This is a genomic window from Prevotella disiens, from assembly GCF_900454955.1.
Lineage (GTDB): Bacteria > Bacteroidota > Bacteroidia > Bacteroidales > Bacteroidaceae > Prevotella > Prevotella disiens.
In genome coordinates, this window is sequence record NZ_UGTL01000001.1 from 498,961 (window position 1) to 518,911 (window position 19,951).

The window sequence follows — 19,951 nt, forward strand, 5'->3', positions numbered from 1 at the left end:
ATATGCAAAGATACGAATTATATTAATTATATGATAGGTTATTGCTCTTTTATTTTCTCCTGTATTTGTTTTTTTTGTAGGTGTTACATGAAATATTTAACTTTGTGGGGAATGAATACAGACCACTTCCAAATCGAAGTATAATAAAAATAACACTCTATATTCAATTAATTTTCAGGTTGTATTGTATAATTGTTTGAAATTATGTAATTTTGCAAACTGAACCAAGTTTCTCGTATTTAAACGCTATTAATCAGAGATAAGTTCTAACAAATTAACACGATGAGTTTTTTTCGCAATATAAAAGAAATAATAGTAAATTTTGCTGGACGTAATTTTGCCTTTATTACCACAATATTACTGATGAGTCTTACAGTTTTTACCATTTTTGACTCCTTTGGTAAGGCAATACATCTCTTTCTTTACACCACCTTTGTGGCTACTTGTTTGGCATTTTTTACCGACTTTTTACGCCCTAAAAAGTTGCGCTATGCCATACGCCGAATGTTGATAATATTAGGGGCAATTGTTCTTATAACCGACCTCTTCTTTGCTTTTTACTATCAAGGACTGCCCGACCAAGCTATTATAGAAGTGTTGCTTGCCACAAATAAAGACGAAGCGTGGGGATATGCAAAAGCCAACTTGACCAGTGGGTGGCTTTATGCTGCGGTTGTTTTTATTTTTTTGGTATTGTATATTGCTTCTCAACAACTTATAAAGCTAAAAAGAAACTCAAAATTTACATCATTCTTTGCTTTTTGGCTCGTGTTTGCAGCTATTTTTACGGTTGTAAATATTGTGAAAGATGTTTGCAAGAAAAAAGATAAAACCATTGTTAGTTTGACAAGCAAATGTTGTCCGTTGGTTCGTACTTGTTCGCACATCTATAATGGTATAAACAATCTGCAAAATTTTGAGTTGATGCTTAAAAGTGGGAATGCAAAACCACGTTTGTTAAGCAATAATAGCTCTATCCCCTATGTTGTTTACATCGTGGGCGAATCTACATCTCGCCACCACATGGGAATTTATGGTTATCGTCTTGATAACACACCATACATGAGTAAGCGAGAAAAAGACGGAGAATTGTTTAAATTTACTGACGTTATAAGTCCTAACGGGCAAACCATGTTGGTGTTAGAAAAACTTTTCACTTTCTATCGACAGAATGGAAAGGGAAAATGGTATGAATACACCGATTTGTTCAGCATTTTAAAAGCAGCAGGCTATTATACGACGTGGCTTTCAAATCAAGAATATTCAGGAATTTGGGGAAACAACGGCAGAATATATGCGGAGCGTTGCAACGCACGTAGCTTTACAAAGCTAAGAAGTTCGGAAAGTTTCTCTATAAAAGACCCTTGCGATGCTGCCTTGCTGCCATTGTTGGACAAGACTTTGGTACACCCAAAAGCAAAAAACTTTATAGTCTTGCATTTATTAGGAACGCACCAAAAGTATAGCGACCGCTATCCCGAAACCTTTAAAGCCTATTCTATCAATGAGGAGCAAGGCGAAAACGAAAAAATGAAAATGGAAAGGGCGAACTATGATACTTCGGTGCGCTATAACGATAGTATAATGAATGCTATCATAAAACGTTTTGAAAACAAAGATGCGATTATTATTTACACGTCAGACCATGGCGAAGATGTTATGGAGATAAACAAAAAAGTGGCAGGACATGGCGATATTTGCATTAACAATCGTATTGTTGAAATACCAATGATGGTATATGTGTCAAAAAGTTTTAGAGAAAAACGTCCAGAATTGACCAAACGCATACAACAAGCCGTAAATCGACCATTTATGACCGACGATATGATACATTCTATTTTAGATGTTATGGAAATAAAAACCTGTGAATATAATCCGCAACTAAGTATTTTTAACGACAAATTTAATGCGAATAGGAAACGGTATTGTGGAAAGAAATTGTATAAAAGAAAGTGATAAAAATTGGATACCTGCTAATAAAAAAGGTATCCAATTTTTGTTTTATATGGCAAGGCGGACTTTAAAAGAAAGAAATGTTTTCTTACTTTTAGCTGGATATATTGTATTTTAAAGTTAAAGCCCCTATCTTTGTTCTGAATTTATGTTAATCAACGTTTGAAAAACGGTATGAAGTGTGTCTTATAAGCGTAGACCATAAAATGAATATGAACGAAAACGCATTTACAAAGATTGCTCCTCGCTTGCGCCAACGTGCTTTGAAAGCGAGTAGGCAGAAAGGGGCAACGGAAACAGAGGCGGAAGACATAGCGCAGGACGTTATGCTTCGCCTTTGGCAAATGCACGACGAATTGAATAAGTTTCGTTCTGTTGAGGCGGTGGCAGTGAAAATGGCGCATAATTTGACATTGAATGAATTGCGCAAAAAGCATAGACAATGGGTAAAAAGTAAGGAAACCGAACAAATTGCTGATGAGGGGTTGCTGCCAACCGATAGTTTGGAATCGCAAGAAATGGTGGTATGGTTGGAACAACGCATCAAAGAGTTGCCCGAAACGGAGCATACCATATTATATATGCGACAGGTGGAGAAACGAACGAATGAAGAAATTGCTCGTTTATTGGATATTTCTGTTGCATCGGTCTCTACTTTGCTTGCCAGAGCGCGCCGCCATTTGTTGGAAAAAATAAAAAGGAGGAACGGAAAATGATAGATAATAAAGAAAAAATAGCCGTTTTGCTCGACCTATTTATGGAGGGAAAAACGAGCGTTGAGGAAGAAAACCAGCTTGCTGAGTATTTTCGTTCTGAAGAAAATGTACCTGCTGAGTGGGAAGATTATAAAACTATGTTTGCCTATTTCGATAACGGAATGGAGGAAACGCAACAACAAGTTCTTTCTGAAAAAGCAAAAGTTGGTTTTAGAATATGGCGACAAATAGCCGTTGCAGCGAGTGTCTTACTGTTTGTTGGCGGTGCTATCATTTGGTATTTTAGTCAGAAAAATATTGAAAACATGGGGCAGACGACAATGGCAATGGTTTCTAAAATAGAAAAAAAAGGAGCGAAAACTTCACCCTGTAGGGGCGTGATTTATCACGTTCCAGTTGATAAAACCGAAGAAATGGGAGTGAAAACTTCTGATAAGGGTTCTGAAAAAATGCCAATCGTTCAGAAAGCGAGTGGGGTAGAGAAGGAAATTTTGGTGCAAACGGTTGGTAAAAAATCAACGGAAGTGGCTAAAAACAACCCTGTTCGGGTAGAATTGAAATCTACTCCAGAGCGTGTTGCAGAGGAAATGAATATGGAAATTTCTGATGAAGAGCGCATAAAGATTGTACGCAATATAGAAAATATAAATAAGGAAATAGCTCAAGCCCAAACTAATGTGTATGTTGCAAGCCAACAGGCACAGGGTATACGAGTGATTTACGATGAAGATGGTACAATTTATCAAAGAAACTGCAGTTCTAAATCTAAAAATATTATTGAATTATGAAACAATTAAAATCAATTTTGGCAGCAACAACTTTATTGTTTATGCCAGTAGGTGCAATGGCACAAAAACATATTCAAGAGGCTTTTGATAACTTTTTGAATAAACACGATGTGTTGAAAAATGAGTATAGAGCGGAGCAAGACAAAAATAAAACGAAGAAAGATTTTCTGAAAATCTATACGTTTACGCTCAAAGCTGCCGATAAAAAGGATTTGGAGGCTATAAAAAAAGCATTTAATAAAGATGCAGATATGGCTTATCAGGTTACAACTTTGAAGAAAGGAACAACACTTGCTTCTTATGCTTTACGTGGTCCTGAAGACACAAAGGCGTTTGTTGGGGAAAAGTACGACAACACGATGATGCAGAATTTTACCGACCCGAACGATTCTACTCGCCGATATAGTTGTGTCATGGAGTGGACTGACAAAGAAGAGGGTACAACCATAGGACAGATTATTAGTTGTTATTCTTTAAAACCGAATTATAGAAAAACAAATTATAGACTTTCATTCAATGATTTTGAGCGAATGGGAGCAAAATATATAGATGTTAATAAGGACGTTCGGAAGAGATACAATGCTGATAAAATTGGAAATTATTTCTCGAAAACGGAAAGAAGTAATACTTATTACGAAATAAATGGAGTGCATAAGTTGGCTTCAGAATTGAGTAGTACGGAATGGCTTTCGAATTTTAATGGTATGAGAGATTTGGTTTATAGGATTCCCAATGGTATTCAAACTTCTTATTATGTTTCAACCATTTACGACCTTTGCCAAAATGTAGATCAGTTAGATGCAGATACAAAAAAACTGGTGAAAAATGAAGTTGAAAAGTTGCGAGCAAAGGTAAAAGATAAATTCTTAAAGAATATGCTCTTGAATGCAATGAAGAACTTATAAGGATATTTTTTGGAAATATTACAAAATAATTTTGGACGTTTAGAAATTATTCGTTATCTTTGCGGTACAAAAACATTAATAGAAAATCATTATGACGAAAAGAAACGAAATTTATAAGTGTTCAGGGTGTAACAATATCGTAGAAGTGATAGTTCCATCAGGTAAAGACTTTTGCAGTTTGGAAAAGGTAGTTGAAAATACAACTGACGCAGCAACAGAAAAGCATGTTCCTGTTGTAGAAAAAATTGAAGGCGGATATCGTGTAACAGTAGGTGAGGTTGAACACCCTATGACAGAGGCACATTCTATTCAATGGATTGAGCTCATTACAGATAATAACGAAGTTCTCCGCAAATATCTTGAACCAACAGACAAACCTGTTGCTGAATTTAAGACCGATGCAAAAGAAGTTTATGCTCGCGAATATTGCAATCTTCACGGATTGTGGAGGTCAAAATAAAAAATAAATAACCAACCATAAGTAGAAAGCTGCTCAAATATTGGGTGGCTTTTTTCTTTTTCTTTCCTTTTCTTTTTCTCATTTCTTTTTATTTTTCTTCTCTCTTTTTCCCAACTTATTATCCGCGTCAGCCCCGTCCGACAAGTCCGCCTCGTCTGCCTCGTCCCTTATAATATAACAAGGTATGGCTCTTTTCTTTCGTTGATTTAAATCAATTCTCGCCGACAAATCCAAGAAATTTTCAATTTTCTTTTAAATTTATTTGGAGCGTATTGGAAAAATCTATACCTTTGCACTCGCTTTTACGAAATACGCCACACGGTGCAAGAATAAAGGCAAAAAGAAAGCGTTCTTTGAAAAGATTTACATAGACAGAGAAGTAGTACAAGAGTCATCTTCTGTTTTTTAATAGGAGATGGGTAATAGAAACGAACCTATCAATTCTTAGGATTTTTATAAATCTTAAAGTGGTGTTTTAAACTTGATACTTTCAATATAAGGATATTTGTCCCGAGCAGAGATACAAATTTATTTCTTAGCGATTATTTTAATTGTTTTGAAATACTTTCTATAAAGAGATTTTACAATGGAGAGTTTGATCCTGGCTCAGGATGAACGCTAGCTATAGGCTTAACACATGCAAGTCGAGGGGAAACGGCAAAGAGTGCTTGCACCCTTTGGACGTCGACCGGCGCACGGGTGAGTAACGCGTATCCAACCTGCCCTTTACTTGGGGATAACCCGTTGAAAGACGGACTAATACCCAATGATATTCATTGATGACATCTGATTTGAATTAAAGATTTATCGGTATAGGATGGGGATGCGTCTGATTAGCTTGTTGGTGAGGTAACGGCTCACCAAGGCAACGATCAGTAGGGGTTCTGAGAGGAAGGTCCCCCACATTGGAACTGAGACACGGTCCAAACTCCTACGGGAGGCAGCAGTGAGGAATATTGGTCAATGGACGAGAGTCTGAACCAGCCAAGTAGCGTGCAGGATGACGGCCCTATGGGTTGTAAACTGCTTTTGTTTGGGAATAATCGACATTACGTGTAATGTTTTGCATGTACCATTCGAATAAGGACCGGCTAATTCCGTGCCAGCAGCCGCGGTAATACGGAAGGTCCAGGCGTTATCCGGATTTATTGGGTTTAAAGGGAGTGTAGGCGGTTGGTTAAGCGTGTTGTGAAATGTAGATGCTCAACATCTGACTTGCAGCGCGAACTGGCTGACTTGAGTACACACAACGTAGGCGGAATTCATGGTGTAGCGGTGAAATGCTTAGATATCATGAAGAACTCCGATTGCGAAGGCAGCTTACGGGAGTGTTACTGACGCTTAAGCTCGAAGGTGCGGGTATCGAACAGGATTAGATACCCTGGTAGTCCGCACAGTAAACGATGGATGCCCGCTGTTAGCACCTGGTGTTAGCGGCTAAGCGAAAGCATTAAGCATCCCACCTGGGGAGTACGCCGGCAACGGTGAAACTCAAAGGAATTGACGGGGGCCCGCACAAGCGGAGGAACATGTGGTTTAATTCGATGATACGCGAGGAACCTTACCCGGGCTTGAATTGTAGGAGCACGATACAGAGATGTTGAGGTCCTTCGGGACTCCTATGAAGGTGCTGCATGGTTGTCGTCAGCTCGTGCCGTGAGGTGTCGGCTTAAGTGCCATAACGAGCGCAACCCCTTTCCTTAGTTGCCATCAGGTAATGCTGGGCACTCTGAGGATACTGCCACCGTAAGGTGTGAGGAAGGTGGGGATGACGTCAAATCAGCACGGCCCTTACGTCCGGGGCTACACACGTGTTACAATGGCCGGTACAGAATGTTGGTTTCATGTAAATGTAATCTAATCTTTAAAGCCGGTCCCAGTTCGGACTGAGGTCTGCAACCCGACCTCACGAAGCTGGATTCGCTAGTAATCGCGCATCAGCCATGGCGCGGTGAATACGTTCCCGGGCCTTGTACACACCGCCCGTCAAGCCATGAAAGCCGGGGGTGCCTGAAGTTCGTAACCGCAAGGAGCGACCTAGGGCAAAACTGGTAATTGGGGCTAAGTCGTAACAAGGTAGCCGTACCGGAAGGTGCGGCTGGAACACCTCCTTTCTGGAGAGGATAGATACCTTGGAAGTTGTGAGATAAGACATCATACTTTTGATAAGTTTTGTTTCTCTCTTGTACTGGCATCTTTGTTTACTAAAATAGAGAAATGAAGGAAGCCACGGTAGAAGCCACTCGGCTCATACCCAACTCAGTCCTATAGCTCAGTTGGTTAGAGCGCCACACTGATAATGTGGAGGTCGGCAGTTCAAGTCTGCCTGGGACTACACTTGATAGAGTGTTCACTTCATCTTTTCGGGGGATTAGCTCAGTTGGCTAGAGCACCTGCTTTGCAAGCAGGGGGTCAACGGTTCGAATCCGTTATTCTCCACTTTTGCAAAACATTTTATAATGTTTGCATAGAGTTCTTTGACATATTGACACAAGCAAGACTGTAAAGTAAACTAAAACAGTAATTACGATTTTTTGTAATTTAACTTTTACGATTTCAATATACAGCTAAAAGTATGAGCTATGCTTTGATGAGAATATTTATATTTTTATTGAAGCAGCGAATAGAAAGTAATTAAGGGCGTATGGCGGATGCCTAGGCTCACGGAGGCGATGAAGGACGTGATAAGCTGCGATAAGCCTTGGGTAGGTGCAAATAACCTTTTATCCAAGGATTTCCGAATGGGACAACCCAGCACTTTGAAGGAGTGTTATCCTAGCATTTAGGTTAGGAGGCGAACGCAGGGAACTGAAACATCTTAGTACCTGTAGGAAGAGAAAATAATTTAATGATTCCCCTAGTAGTGGCGAGCGAACGGGGAACAGCCCAAACCTATGACGTAGCAATGCGCCATAGGGGTTGTAGGACCACGCTATCGTACTTATGCGGTGAGAAGAAAATTCTGGAAAGGATTTCCATAGAGGGTGATAGTCCCGTATTCGAAACCAATTAAGGCGTAGTGGTATCCTGAGTAGCGCGGAGCACGAGTAATTCTGCGTGAATCAGCCGGGACCATCCGGTAAGGCTAAATACTCCCGTGAGACCGATAGTGAACCAGTACCGTGAGGGAAAGGTGAAAAGCACTCCTATTAGGAGAGTGAAATAGTTCCTGAAACCATACGCCTACAAGCGGTCGGAGCATATTATTTATGTGACGGCGTGCCTTTTGCATAATGAACCTACGAGTTACCATGTCCAGCAAGGTTAAGAGGTTAAGCCTTGTATCCGTAGTGAAAGCGAGCCTGAATAGGGCGTTTAGTTGGATGGGGTAGACGCGAAACCAAGTGATCTACACTTGACCAGGTTGAAGTTCCGGTAACACGGAATGGAGGACCGCACGGATAAGCGTTGAAAAGCTTCCCGATGAGTTGAGTGTAGGAGTGAAAGGCCAATCAAACTTGGAGATAGCTCGTACTCCCCGAAAGGCATTTAGGTGCCGCGTGCAATGTTTACCATTAGAGGTAGAGCGACCGATAGGTCAAGAGGGCTTCACCGCCTATCGAGACCTGACGAACTCCGAATGCTATTGGTTAGTAGTTGTGCAGTAAGGGGGCGGGTGCTAAGGTCCGTCCCCGAGAGGAGAAGAATCCTGACCGTCGTCTAAGGTCCCCAAATTCTGTCTAAGTTAGTCTAACGAAGTCTGGTCCCCGTGACAGCTAGGATGTTGGCTTGGAAGCAGCCATTCATTCAAAGAGTGCGTAACAGCTCACTAGTCGAGGGTCCGGGCATGGATAATAATCGGGTATGAAGTCAGATACCGAAGGCGCGGGATAGTATTAAAAAAAGTATCGGTAGGGGAGCATTCTATATGCGTTGAATGGTGATGGTGATTGATCCTGGAGCGTATAGAAACGCAAATGTAGGTATAAGTAACGATAAAGGGGGTAAGATTCCCCCTCGCCGTAAGACTAAGGTTTCCCGGGCTATGCCAATCAGCCCGGGGTTAGTCGGGTCCTAAGTTTCAGCCGAATGGCGATAGCGATGGCAGACACGGTTAATATTCCGTGACTTGCATATTCATCTACGTGGAGACGGAGTAGTGACACTGTCGCGCCCTGACGGAAATGGGCGTTAACGATTTTAGGCATTGATAGGTGCAGGCAAATCCACACCTTGAGCTGAAGATTTATAGTACAATAGTTTCTTCGGAAACTGTTGATAGTACAGGTAATCATACTTCCTAGAAAATCCGCTACGATTATGTTTATGCAACCCGTACCGCAAACGGACACACGTAGTCGGGTAGAACATACTAAGGCGTTGAGAGATTCATGGTTAAGGAACTAGGCAAATTGACCCCGTAACTTCGGGATAAGGGGTCCTCCTTATTAGTTTAAGGAGGCGCAGAGAATCGGTCCAGGCAACTGTTTAACAAAAACACAGGGCTGTGCTAACTCGAGAGATGATGTATACAGCCTGACACCTGCCCGGTGCTGGAAGGTTAAGAGGAGAGCTTAGGGTTATCCCGAAGGTTTGAATTGAAGCCCCAGTAAACGGCGGCCGTAACTATAACGGTCCTAAGGTAGCGAAATTCCTTGTCGGGTAAGTTCCGACCTGCACGAATGGTGTAATGATCTGGACGCTGTCTCAACCATGAGCTCAGTGAAATTGTAGTATCGGTGAAGATGCCGATTACCCGCGATGGGACGAAAAGACCCCGTGAACCTTTACTACAGCTTAGCATTGACCTTGGTCATCCGATGTGTAGGATAGGCCGGAGGCTTTGAAGCGGGTACGCCAGTATCTGTGGAGCCATCCTTGAAATACGGCCCTTTGGCTGTCTGAGGTCTAACTCGCTTTAAGTGAGGACATTGTTTGGTGGGTAGTTTGACTGGGGTGGTCGCCTCCAAAAGCGTAACGGAGGCTTCCAAAGGTACCCTCAGGTCGATTGGTAACCGACCTTATAGAGTGCAATGGCATAAGGGTGCTTGACTGGGAGGCAGACATGCCGAGCAGGCAGGAAACTGGGGCATAGTGATCCGGTGCAAGTGTATGGAAACTGCATCGCTCAAAGGATAAAAGGTACTCCGGGGATAACAGGCTGATCCCCCCCAAGAGCTCATATCGACGGGGTGGTTTGGCACCTCGATGTCGGCTCGTCACATCCTGGGGCTGGAGAAGGTCCCAAGGGTTGGGCTGTTCGCCCATTAAAGTGGCACGCGAGCTGGGTTCAGAACGTCGTGAGACAGTTCGGTCTCTATCTATCGTGGGCGTTGGAGTTTTGCGTGGTGCCGCCACTAGTACGAGAGGACCGTGGTGGACAGACCTCCGGTTTACCGGTTGTGCCGCCAGGTGCACCGCCGGGTATCTGAGTCTGGTATGGATAAGCGCTGAAAGCATCTAAGTGCGAAGCCTTCCGCAAGATTAGAACTCCTTATAAGGGTCGTCATAGACTATGACGTTGATAGGGTGTAGGTGTAAAGACAGCGATGTCAAAGCCGAGCACTACTAATTGCCCAAAACTTTCATTCGTTGGATTATACTTTTAGTTGTATCGAATTAGGAATCTGATTCATATAGTAAAGAATTTGTAAATCATAAAAGCTAAATATTTAGATTTACTGATAAAGTTATTGCTTGTGGAAATTGTCACCTATACGAGATAGATTTGATAATTATGATTTATTAGATTTATTCTTGCCGATTTAATCAGGTGGTTATTGCGTTGGGGTTCCACCTCTTCCCATTTCGAACAGAGAAGTTAAGCCCAATTGCGCCGATGGTACTGCAATGCAATGTGGGAGAGTAGGTAGCTGCCTTTTTTCATTAAAGCCTCGATTACAATAAGTAGTCGGGGCTTTTTTTTGTTTTATTGGGGTGTAGTAGTTGATACCGCACACGTTGTAGAGATGGAACGGCTCAGTAGGAAAATGTCCCCACCTTTTTTCTACTGACCCCAAAGTAATCCCACCTTTTTCCTTGAAGTATATTTTATAAAATGAAGTTTCTTATAAAAAGTTAGGCTATATAGGAAGAAACGTTTATATTTGTAAAATAAATAGAGTAAAGAAGGACAATAAAGCAATAAATTCTATTGAGCAATTGGTATGCTTCATAGGTGCATTGGCACAACTTTGCACCCAACACAATAATAGTATAAGATGAAAAGGAAAACAAACTACAAGATTATTATTTGCCTGTTGTTGCTGTTCCTCCCTGCTGTCGGAACGAACGCACAGAACGATAACACTTTCTCGCCCGATTGTCCTGGGGCTACCACGGGACCAGACATTATGCCTCTGTGGAAGATTGACTGGGAAACAGGCTTCTCACACGAATGGAACCGCAGGAATGGAGCGCACGAACGCACGTGGGTTATCAATACTTCCACTTTCCGAATGGGTGTAACCCCTAATGCCGAACTTCGTCTTCAGATAGATGAGAGTACAACACATACGCCTGAGAACAACTACACTGGAATTTCGGCAGCTGCCATTGGAACCAAGATTAAGATAACTGACGGCAATGGTGCGCTACCCAAGATGTCGTTCCTTGGAACGCTTCTTCTTCCTGGTGGCAGTCGTTCCCACTATCTTCCGCAACACGTTGGCATACAGACACACTTGCTTTTTGAGAACGAACTCAGCAATTCTTTCAGTTTAGGCTACGACGTTGGTGCCGAGTGGAGTGGTGATACAGATAATCCCAACATCTTCTTCGGTGTCAGTCTGAACTACCAAGCTACCGATAAACTGAGTTTCTTCATAGAGAGTTACAACCTGTATAACTCGCAGAAGCAGGACGATTGGGCAAAGCCAGGGCGTTCCAGTCACTTCAATTGTATGAGTGAAATTGGAGCTGCATATATGGTTTCACCACGATTGCAAGTAAATTTGTATGGCGACATCAACCTTAACGAGCCGTCGAAATACGCCAATGTAGGTTTAGGTATGGCGTGGTTGCTGAACTAAAAGAAACCGATAGTTGTATATTTTAGATATTATCTTTATTTAAGGCAAGTGCTGAAATAACCTTTGTAGGCTTTTCAGCACCTGCCTTAAATGTTTTCTTAAAAATCTATCACATCAAAATAATCTGCGAGTATCTCTGGAAAGATACAACGCAACAATTGCTCGGTCTTCATGATGCAAAGCTAACAAATACTTATGAAATTATGTGCATGAGGGGAGAGGGGAAGCAACTGGGTTTTACGACTGTCCCCATAGTTATACAGAATAATACATTGAAAGATACAAAAAGGAGAATGATTGCTCACTCTCCTTCTCTCTTTGTAATATATTAATGCTATTTTTCAGATATATCAACTTGACCTTCTACTTCTACCATTTTATAGCCTGCCTTAGATGGGTATTTGTTTATATCTCTATTATACGCATTAAGAACTTCTTCATAAGATGCAGAAGATTTACTTTTTTCAACTTCCCTTTCTAAGACTTCTTTTGTAACTCTCTTTTTGTATGTATGAAATATATCTCCTTTAGAAAATTCTTCCCAACCTTGTAAGCAAAGGTAATTTTGAGCAGCTTTGCCACTATCGAATAATAATGGTCTATTATTTTCTGAAACGAATGGATGTTCTTCAAAACTAATAAGATTAATAATTGGAACTTTCCATGTACCTTTACTAATTTCTATTGAAGGAAACAAAAATGTAGTATATATATAGTATTCTCTATCTTGTATTTTTTTTGTTTGTGCTGAAATATTCAAGCAAGTAAAAGTCAAAAGTAATGTAAATAATATCTTTTTCATTGTTATGTGTATTTAGTTATTAAATGCTCTTTTTAGCAATACAAAGGTAGTAATTTTATGTATTATGACAAAGGTTTTTGTCTTTTTTTTACTTTGTAAGCACTAATTAGTGATTATTCGGCAATCGTCAGCATTGAACATCAGTAACTTACAATTTGGGATATTAGCGAAAAACTCTTCTGAATGCCAGAATTCGCCTAAATTCACAGAGGTAGAAGACTGTAACTTATTGAAAACCAATGATGCTTGTTTTTTAGTATTGCTGAGTACCTGCCAAATGGAACAAGGAAGGAGATACGTCTTAAACCTATACACACCCAAAAAGTATTATATCAATATTTTTAAAGAATAGCTTCAAACTCTTTGCTGAATTTTATCTTCCCCATTCCCTATGGGTAAGGGAACTTGTGTCCAATAACCAACCTATTTGTGGTAAGTTGAGCAAAAAAATGACAAATCGACCTTTCTCGTAGGGTTAAATGAAACGCAAACAAGTTTTGAAACAAACAAGGAAATTGTTTGCGGAAATAAGGATAAATTCCCTAATACCTATATTATATAAGGTGTAATCTAAAAGAAAGAGCGGAAATTATGACCATTATTTTGCAATTCATAGATAGCAAAAACTTGTTTTTGACAATATATAACATATATCCTTTTTAAAATATTCGCTGTTTTGCTTCTTTTTCTGTAAATTTGCGGTATCATTAAGATTAGGATAATATCAAAAATTAATTATTAATACAAGCAAAATATTATGTCATTTTTAACAAACGAAAAACTCGTTATCGTTGGCGCCGGCGGTATGATAGGTTCTAACATGGCGCAAAGTGTTTTGACCCTTGGTCTTACACCTAATGTATGTCTTTACGATATATTCGAACCAGGTCTTCATGGCGTGGCAGATGAAATCGCTCATTGTGGTTTCCCTGGTGCAAACGTAACTTGGACAACTAACCCTGAAGAAGCATTTACTGGAGCTAAATATATCATCTCATCAGGTGGTGCGCCTCGTAAGGAAGGTATGACCCGTGAAGATTTATTGAAAGGCAACTGTAAGATTGCTGCTGAGTTTGGTGATTATATCAAAAAGTACTGTCCAGATGTTAAGCACGTTGTTGTAATTTTCAACCCTGCTGACGTTACAGCCCTCACTGCGCTTATCCATTCAGGTTTGAAACCTAACCAACTCACCTCTTTGGCTGCACTCGACTCTACTCGTTTGCAACAAGCATTGGCTTTGGAGTTCGGTGTACAACAAGATAAGGTTACTGGCGCACATACATACGGTGGACACGGCGAACAAATGGCTGTATTTGCTTCTAAAGTTAAGATTGACGGCAAGCCTTTGTCAGAAATGAATCTTACTGCTGAACGTTGGGAAGCTATCAAGCATGACACTATTCAAGGTGGTTCACGTATCATTAAGTTGCGTGGTCGTAGCTCATTCCAAAGCCCTGCACATAATGCAGTGAAGATGATTGAAGCTGCAATGGGTGGCGAAAAATTCACACTCCCTGCTGGTTGCTATGTTAATGACGACCGTCTTGGCTTTAACAACGTTATGATGGCTATGCCAACAACTATCGATGTTACAGGTGTTCACTATGAATTGCCAACAGGTACTGACGAAGAAATGGCAGCTTTGAAGGCTTCTTACGAACATCTTTGCAAGATGCGTGAAGAAATTGTAGGTCTTGGTATTATTCCTGCTGTTGCAGAATGGAAGAAAGACAACGCCAACCTCTAATGAAAGGATAAGATTCCACTAAGGTGGATTCATCAGAAAAGGCAGCTAACAAATGTGTTGGCTGCCTTTTTTTATCAACAATGGTTTTGATGGACTTGTTTGCCTTTTCCAAAATGCGTTCCAGTTTATCCCAAAGTTCTTACCTCCTTATTTCGAGAAGTGTAGCTTCTGTGCCACCTTCTATATCTGTATTATTTTCGTCTAAGCTATCCATTTCTATCGTAGCAAAGATTTTTAGGTAGGTAACGATGCCTTCTTTATCAAATTTATAATCTTCTTTCATTGTAGCGGTCATGTTTAACTCGAAAGGCTCTTCATCTTCTTCGCTGTCTTCACCACCCTCTTCCGATAGAAATTCCTCACCAGGGTTGGCTTCTTCTATCTCTTCTTTGCCGTGCATAAGGTCAATATCAGTTTTCAACCATGTTGTTCCATCGTCCATTCGTGCCACAATGTATTTGGTTGTAACCGAATCAACGGTTTCTGATTTTCCTTCCATGAGTGGCTGACCATAATATTTAAAGAGTCCAGGAATCTCTTCAAGCATTTTTTCAATATCAAATTTTTCTTTCATAGCCTCCTTTGCTTCCTGTATTTCCTTATCGGTAGGCTTGTATTTCTTTGCTTTCTTTGCAATTTCAATGACTATTGGAAACATTCTTTCCATATAGATATTGGCTATTTCGTCTTTGTTATCAATGCTCAATAAACGTCCAGCAGGATTGATAGTAAGTTGAATCGGAATTCTTAAAATATCTTCTTTGAAGAATTTTTCTATTCTTTCAGCTATGGAAATCTGTTTCAAAACTTCGTTAAGTTCGCCCATTTCAACGTCTTTCATTACATAATCTACTTTCAGGTTGCCATTACTATCTTCGCTTTTCACTATCAATTGAAATGTTCTACTTATAACATTAGCATTTGGAACAGCATTTAATAAATTCTGATTGTTCAACGTTTTTGCCTTGTAAACAAGCGTATCACCTACATGAAACTTAGGCAAAAGGGTGAAAGTGCTTTGTCCAAATACAGGCAAGGAGCTGCCTAAAAAGATAAAAAGGAATAGTTTTATTTTTGTCATGTTCATATAATTTTATTCGTTCGTTATCTAAAATGAGTTCGTTAGTTATCGGAATTTGTTTTGTTTATTATTGGAAACGAGTTTGGTCATTATCTAAAATGAGTTCGACCATTATCAAAAAATGAGATGATATAGCCCCAAAGGTAACTAATTTCAGATGAAAAGAAGAAATATTTGAAATATTTTCGCATTGAATGGAGTAAAACATTTATCTTTGCAACCACTTTTATGAAACAACGTTGGCTACATATCGTATTGCTATTCTTGCTGCTTATCCTTGGTGGCACACAGCAAACCCATGCCGCATCTGCACAAGATGACGACAAGGATTTAGCATTGCAATGGCTAACGTTCACAAGAAGTCAGCAGAAAGACCAAGCAACGCTTTCTGATGCTTCTGAATTTGTACGTATTTGTGGTTCACGTTCTGAACGTGTTGTGCCTGCTCAAACCGTTGTTGTAGGCGAAAACTCCACGCGTAACCACTTGTTATTCACCTTTAAAAATGTGTTCGAAAAGCATTATTGCGGCTTGCAGGCATCGCCTACGAGTGCTATCATGCTATTGTCGCCAGCAGATTACTATATCGTTTGTTTGCGGCGGCTTCTTATCTGACAGCGTTTCCTTCAGATAAAAAGCAACTTGGGCAGATGATGCCCACAAATATTAACAACAAACACATTTTAAAATCATGGCAAATTTAAATAGTATGGAGATGAGCGCAGCTCTCTCTAACGATTCACGCATATCTATCAAAAAGTCTTTGTTCAGCAAAAAAGCAATTTACAATAACACGCAGAGTACCATTAAGTTCGAAAAGAAAGAATACACCGCCGACGAAGGCGCACGTATTCAACAATTTTTCCGTGGTTCTGCTGACGAAATAGCAAAGCGAGCAGGAGCGGTAAGCAAGTTCCAAGAAACAGGTTTGGGCAATTATCTTGTAGAAATGGGCATATCTGACGACCATAATTTCATGGCAGCATGCTTGTATCATTACGACCAATTGCGTTATAAGCCAACCACCGAAGTCCTTGTTTTCGAAGGTGAAGCTGCACAAAAGGTAGTTGAAAAGTTCTAAGGCAACTTTTAAAAGAATATATTTCAGTATTTAGCGGAAGCGGATTTGTTCATCTTTACGAAGATGCAAATCCGCTTTTATTTAACGTGAGTTCGACGAATTTAGAACAGAGCAAGCTGTGTGTCAATAGTCCTTTGTACATTGATACACGGCTTCTTTGGGAACAGACAATAGGCAGCAATAGCACCCAATAAATTGACAATGAAATTGTCAAAGCATCTATGTCTGGAGTGCTCCGCCTGCGCAATATTCTTAAGCTCATCATTCACAGTTTCTATAATGGCTCTTTTTCTGAGTAAGAGTCTGTCAGAAACACTCATCAAAGCTCCTTTCATGTTGCTTTTCAGCTTGGTAATAAGTTGTATTCCATCCACAAACAACCTTTGGAAGAGATTTTTGCTGATGTACCCCTTGTCGCCGACCAGCTTGCCATATATGAAATCTACAAAAGCTTTGTATTCCAAAGGCTTACGGTCATCAACATCTCCCGGTGTTATCATAAAATTGAGAAGCTCTCCTTTCTCATTGCAAATCAAATGCAATTTGAAACCGAAGAACCAACCCATAGAGCATTTTCCTCTTTGGGCTATACCTTTGAAAACCTTGTGAATATGTATTCTTTGGTTCTTGCAGACACGCAGTGGTGTGCTGTCAACAAAACTTATGCCCGTGCATTTGCCCAACAATACTTTCTTGATAAACAAAGCGAGTGGAATGACAACCTCCCTTTCCGATTCTACTATACGGTTGTATGAGACAATTTTAGGAAACAAATGACGCAGATGCTTACATACTTTTTCAAGATAGAAATGTTTAAAGCAGCGATAACCAGAGTCGTGAAAAAGAATCATTATTAGCATGACTTCTGCCTTTGACATCGTGGAATCTCGATGATACTTTCTTTTTCCAGTAGGCTTTAGCGTATATTTTGCCACCATTGCATCAAAAAACTTGCAGAAATCATCTGCCATACAAAATATTTCAGTAACTTTGTCCTCGGTAATCATAGCGATTTTTGTTTGTAAATCAACACCTTAAAGTTACAACAAATTTCGCTAATCACCAAATTTATAGACACTTATAATTCATCGAACTCACGTTATTTAGGTAGGTTTGATTTTTTTCGCAAGCTCAACAATCACACCCCTACGAAGTTACCGAAAGTGCGAGAAATAAGGTTTAACATCAAGCCCACACAATTTAAAGCATATTCCATTTTTTTCAAAACAGGCTGTTTTGAAGGATTAAACCTATTGTTTTGATGTTGAAAATAGGCTATTTAGATTTCTTTGAAATAATTTCAATATTTTCCAATGGATAATAATTTTTTCTTCGTACATTTGCAGTATATATAAAAAACTAACGCTTTCAAGGAAAAAGTCATATCGGTATGGAATTAGTAAAAGATAAGAAGTTTGGAGGAGAACGTCCTCTTTTCGGTGCAAAGAACTTGCGCATGGAGAATATTGAGATTGTTGATGGAGAGTCAGGAATTAAGTGTTGTGAGAATTTAGAGTGCGATAATTCACGCTTTTATGGTAAATACCCTTGGTGGCATGTCGATAAAAGTGTAATCACCAATTGTTATTTTGCACCTGGTTCACGTTCTGCCATTTGGTATTCTAACGATATGGTCATGAAAGACTGTGTGATTGATGGTCCAAAGTTTTTCCGTGAAATGAAAAATCTTGAACTTGAGAACGTAAAGATAACCGATGCGGACGAAACATTTTGGAAAGTTGACGGCTTGAAATTGAAGAATGTAGAACTTCATGAAGGCACTTATCCTTTTATGTTCTCTGATAATATTTACATTGACGGTCTTGTTTCTGATGCAAAATATGTGTTCCAATATTGCAAGAACGTGGAAGTTCACAACGCAAAGATTGTTACCAAAGATTCGTTTTGGGAATGTGAGAACGTAACTGTTTACGATTCTGAACTTAATGGCGAATATTTGGCATGGCATAGTAAGAACATTAAATTGGTTCGCTGCCATATTTCGGGTGAACAACCATTGTGCTATCTTGACGGAATTGTGTTGGAAAATTGTACTTTCGATGCAGCTTGCGACCGTATTTTTGAGGATAGTCGCAACATAGACGCTCAAATTAAGGGCGAAATCAAGGAGGTAAAGAACCCTATTTCAGGTAAAATTGTTGCCGACAAGGTGGGTGCTATCACTTACGATGAATACGCCAAAGGCAAAGAGTGTGTCATTGAAGAACGAAAATAGACCTATGGGAAAATATAATTTTGACGAAATCGTAAATCGTCGTGGAACGAATTGTGTAAAATGGGACGAAGAAAAGGAAGACGGAATCATACCGCTTTGGGTTGCCGACATGGACTTTCCTGCTGCACCTGCTATTCGCCAAGCCGTAGAAAAGCGTGTTCAGCATGGCATTTTCGGCTATGCAATGGTGGGGGAGAGCTATTATGACGCTATCATCAATTGGTTTCAACGCCGCCATCATTGGACTATTCAGCGCAATTCCATTATCTATACCACAGGAGTAATTCCAGCCATCAGTGCGACAATCCACGCTTTGGCGATGCCTGGCGAGAAAGTTTTGATTCAAACCCCTGTGTACAATTGTTTCTTTTCGTGCATACGCAATCAAGGAACACAGGTTTTAGAAAATCCATTGAAGCGAGAAGGCAACACATTTGTGGTTGATTGGGAAGATTTTGAAGCCAAATGTGCTGACGAAAAAACTACTTTATTCCTCCTTTGCAACCCTCATAACCCCGCAGGACGTGTATGGACAAAGGAAGAATTGGCTCGTATGAACGAAATTTGTATGCGCCACGATGTAAAAGTAATTAGCGATGAAATTCATTGTGAACTCATAATGCCCGACTATACCTTTACGCCGTTTGCAACCGTGAACGAAGATTGCAAGCGTAATAGTGTCATTTTCAATTCGCCAACCAAGAATTTCAACATTGCAGGCCTGCAAATAGCCAACATTATTTGCGCCAATAGAGAATGGTATAGACGCATCAATCGTGCAATCAATATTTTCGAAGTTTGCGATGTCAATCCTTTTGGCCCGATAGCCTTAGAAGCTGCCTATAATGACAGTGAAGATTGGATTGACGAACTTATGCCTTATTTGGCTGAAAACTACGCCTTCCTATGCGAAACCTTTGAAAAGGAACTTCCCGACTATGATGTGATGAAATTAGAAGGCACCTATTTGGTTTGGGTAGACATTCGCAAAAGCGGACTTTCAGCCGATGCGCTTACCGAAAAGTTGCTCCATGAGGGCAAAGTGCAAGTAAATAGTGGCGTGATGTATGGCGAAACGGACGGCGAAGGTTACATTCGCATCAATATAGCCTGCCCAAAAGCCACACTCGAAGAAGGAATAAAACGTATTGTGAAAACATTGAAAGCAATTTAAATCAGTAGCTTTCAAGATTTAAGCCCAATAAAAA

General features: G+C 40.1%; 14 protein-coding genes, 2 tRNA genes and 3 rRNA genes. 16 read left to right on the plus strand and 3 right to left on the minus strand.

Going from position 1 to position 19,951, the window contains the following annotated elements; all coding sequences use genetic code 11:
- The first annotated feature begins 282 nt into the window (after positions 1-282).
- The 11 genes from DYI03_RS02040 to DYI03_RS02090 all read left to right on the plus strand — a co-directional run bounded on the left by DYI03_RS02040 (position 283) and on the right by DYI03_RS02090 (position 11,793).
- Entirely contained in the window at positions 283-1,956 is a 1,674-nt protein-coding gene (locus DYI03_RS02040) for a phosphoethanolamine transferase (RefSeq protein WP_021670324.1), read from the plus strand.
- A gap of 209 nt (positions 1,957-2,165) precedes the next feature.
- Positions 2,166-2,669, plus strand: a complete 504-nt coding sequence (locus tag DYI03_RS02045; protein ID WP_025064508.1) for an RNA polymerase sigma factor — start codon at positions 2,166-2,168, stop codon at positions 2,667-2,669.
- Positions 2,666-3,457 (plus strand): hypothetical protein, encoded by a 792-nt coding sequence (locus DYI03_RS02050; RefSeq protein ID WP_021670326.1) that lies wholly within the window; start codon positions 2,666-2,668, stop codon positions 3,455-3,457. Before DYI03_RS02045 ends, DYI03_RS02050 begins: the two co-directional genes overlap by 4 nt.
- Positions 3,454-4,362 carry a hypothetical protein gene (locus tag DYI03_RS02055; RefSeq protein ID WP_021670327.1) on the plus strand — a complete coding sequence of 303 codons (909 nt, stop codon included), beginning with the start codon at positions 3,454-3,456 and terminating at the stop codon, positions 4,360-4,362. The genes DYI03_RS02050 and DYI03_RS02055 overlap by 4 nt, the downstream gene beginning before the upstream one ends.
- Before the next feature lie 91 nt (positions 4,363-4,453).
- Positions 4,454-4,822 carry a desulfoferrodoxin family protein gene (locus tag DYI03_RS02060; RefSeq protein ID WP_021670328.1) on the plus strand — a complete coding sequence of 123 codons (369 nt, stop codon included), beginning with the start codon at positions 4,454-4,456 and terminating at the stop codon, positions 4,820-4,822.
- Positions 4,823-5,405: 583 nt separating this feature from the next.
- Positions 5,406-6,936 (plus strand): 16S ribosomal RNA (locus tag DYI03_RS02065).
- A gap of 147 nt (positions 6,937-7,083) precedes the next feature.
- Positions 7,084-7,157 (plus strand) — tRNA-Ile (locus DYI03_RS02070).
- Positions 7,158-7,187: 30 nt separating this feature from the next.
- Positions 7,188-7,261 (plus strand) — tRNA-Ala (locus DYI03_RS02075).
- A 185-nt stretch (positions 7,262-7,446) separates the two neighbouring features.
- A 23S ribosomal RNA gene (locus tag DYI03_RS02080) occupies positions 7,447-10,353 on the plus strand.
- A gap of 178 nt (positions 10,354-10,531) precedes the next feature.
- Positions 10,532-10,644: ribosomal RNA gene (gene rrf / locus DYI03_RS02085) — 5S ribosomal RNA — on the plus strand.
- Together the 16S, 23S and 5S rRNA genes with 2 tRNA genes alongside form the textbook arrangement of a ribosomal RNA operon.
- Before the next feature lie 339 nt (positions 10,645-10,983).
- A complete protein-coding gene (locus tag DYI03_RS02090) occupies positions 10,984-11,793 on the plus strand; it encodes a transporter (RefSeq protein WP_021669325.1) in 810 nt (269 codons plus the stop codon).
- A 334-nt stretch (positions 11,794-12,127) separates the two neighbouring features.
- On the opposite strand, the gene DYI03_RS02100 is transcribed toward DYI03_RS02090, so the two are convergent.
- Positions 12,128-12,595 (minus strand): hypothetical protein, encoded by a 468-nt coding sequence (locus DYI03_RS02100; RefSeq protein ID WP_021669179.1) that lies wholly within the window; start codon positions 12,593-12,595, stop codon positions 12,128-12,130.
- A 757-nt stretch (positions 12,596-13,352) separates the two neighbouring features.
- Here DYI03_RS02100 and DYI03_RS02105 point away from each other — a divergent pair.
- Entirely contained in the window at positions 13,353-14,345 is a 993-nt protein-coding gene (locus DYI03_RS02105; RefSeq protein WP_004356035.1) for a malate dehydrogenase, read from the plus strand.
- Positions 14,346-14,484: 139 nt separating this feature from the next.
- Here DYI03_RS02105 and DYI03_RS02110 read toward each other — a convergent pair whose 3' ends face one another.
- Positions 14,485-15,432, minus strand: coding sequence for a hypothetical protein (locus DYI03_RS02110; RefSeq protein WP_021668308.1), 948 nt, complete (start codon positions 15,430-15,432; stop codon positions 14,485-14,487).
- A gap of 168 nt (positions 15,433-15,600) precedes the next feature.
- On the opposite strand from DYI03_RS02110, the gene DYI03_RS02115 reads away from it, so the two are divergent.
- On the plus strand, positions 15,601-16,041 hold the full coding sequence (locus DYI03_RS02115) for a hypothetical protein (RefSeq protein ID WP_147287658.1): 441 nt from the start codon (positions 15,601-15,603) through the stop codon (positions 16,039-16,041).
- Positions 16,042-16,117: 76 nt separating this feature from the next.
- Positions 16,118-16,507: a hypothetical protein gene (locus DYI03_RS02120; protein WP_021668310.1), complete on the plus strand. Its 390-nt coding sequence runs from the start codon at positions 16,118-16,120 to the stop codon at positions 16,505-16,507.
- Between the two features lie 101 nt (positions 16,508-16,608).
- Here DYI03_RS02120 and DYI03_RS02125 read toward each other — a convergent pair whose 3' ends face one another.
- The gene (locus DYI03_RS02125; protein WP_115367951.1) at positions 16,609-17,514 is read right to left on the minus strand and encodes an IS982 family transposase; all 906 of its coding nucleotides are present in this window, start codon (positions 17,512-17,514) and stop codon (positions 16,609-16,611) included.
- A gap of 383 nt (positions 17,515-17,897) precedes the next feature.
- On the opposite strand from DYI03_RS02125, the gene DYI03_RS02130 reads away from it, so the two are divergent.
- Positions 17,898-18,743 (plus strand): DUF3737 family protein, encoded by an 846-nt coding sequence (locus DYI03_RS02130; protein WP_021670399.1) that lies wholly within the window; start codon positions 17,898-17,900, stop codon positions 18,741-18,743.
- A 4-nt stretch (positions 18,744-18,747) separates the two neighbouring features.
- Positions 18,748-19,917 (plus strand): MalY/PatB family protein, encoded by a 1,170-nt coding sequence (locus tag DYI03_RS02135; RefSeq protein WP_025064693.1) that lies wholly within the window; start codon positions 18,748-18,750, stop codon positions 19,915-19,917.
- Positions 19,918-19,951 lie beyond the last annotated feature (34 nt).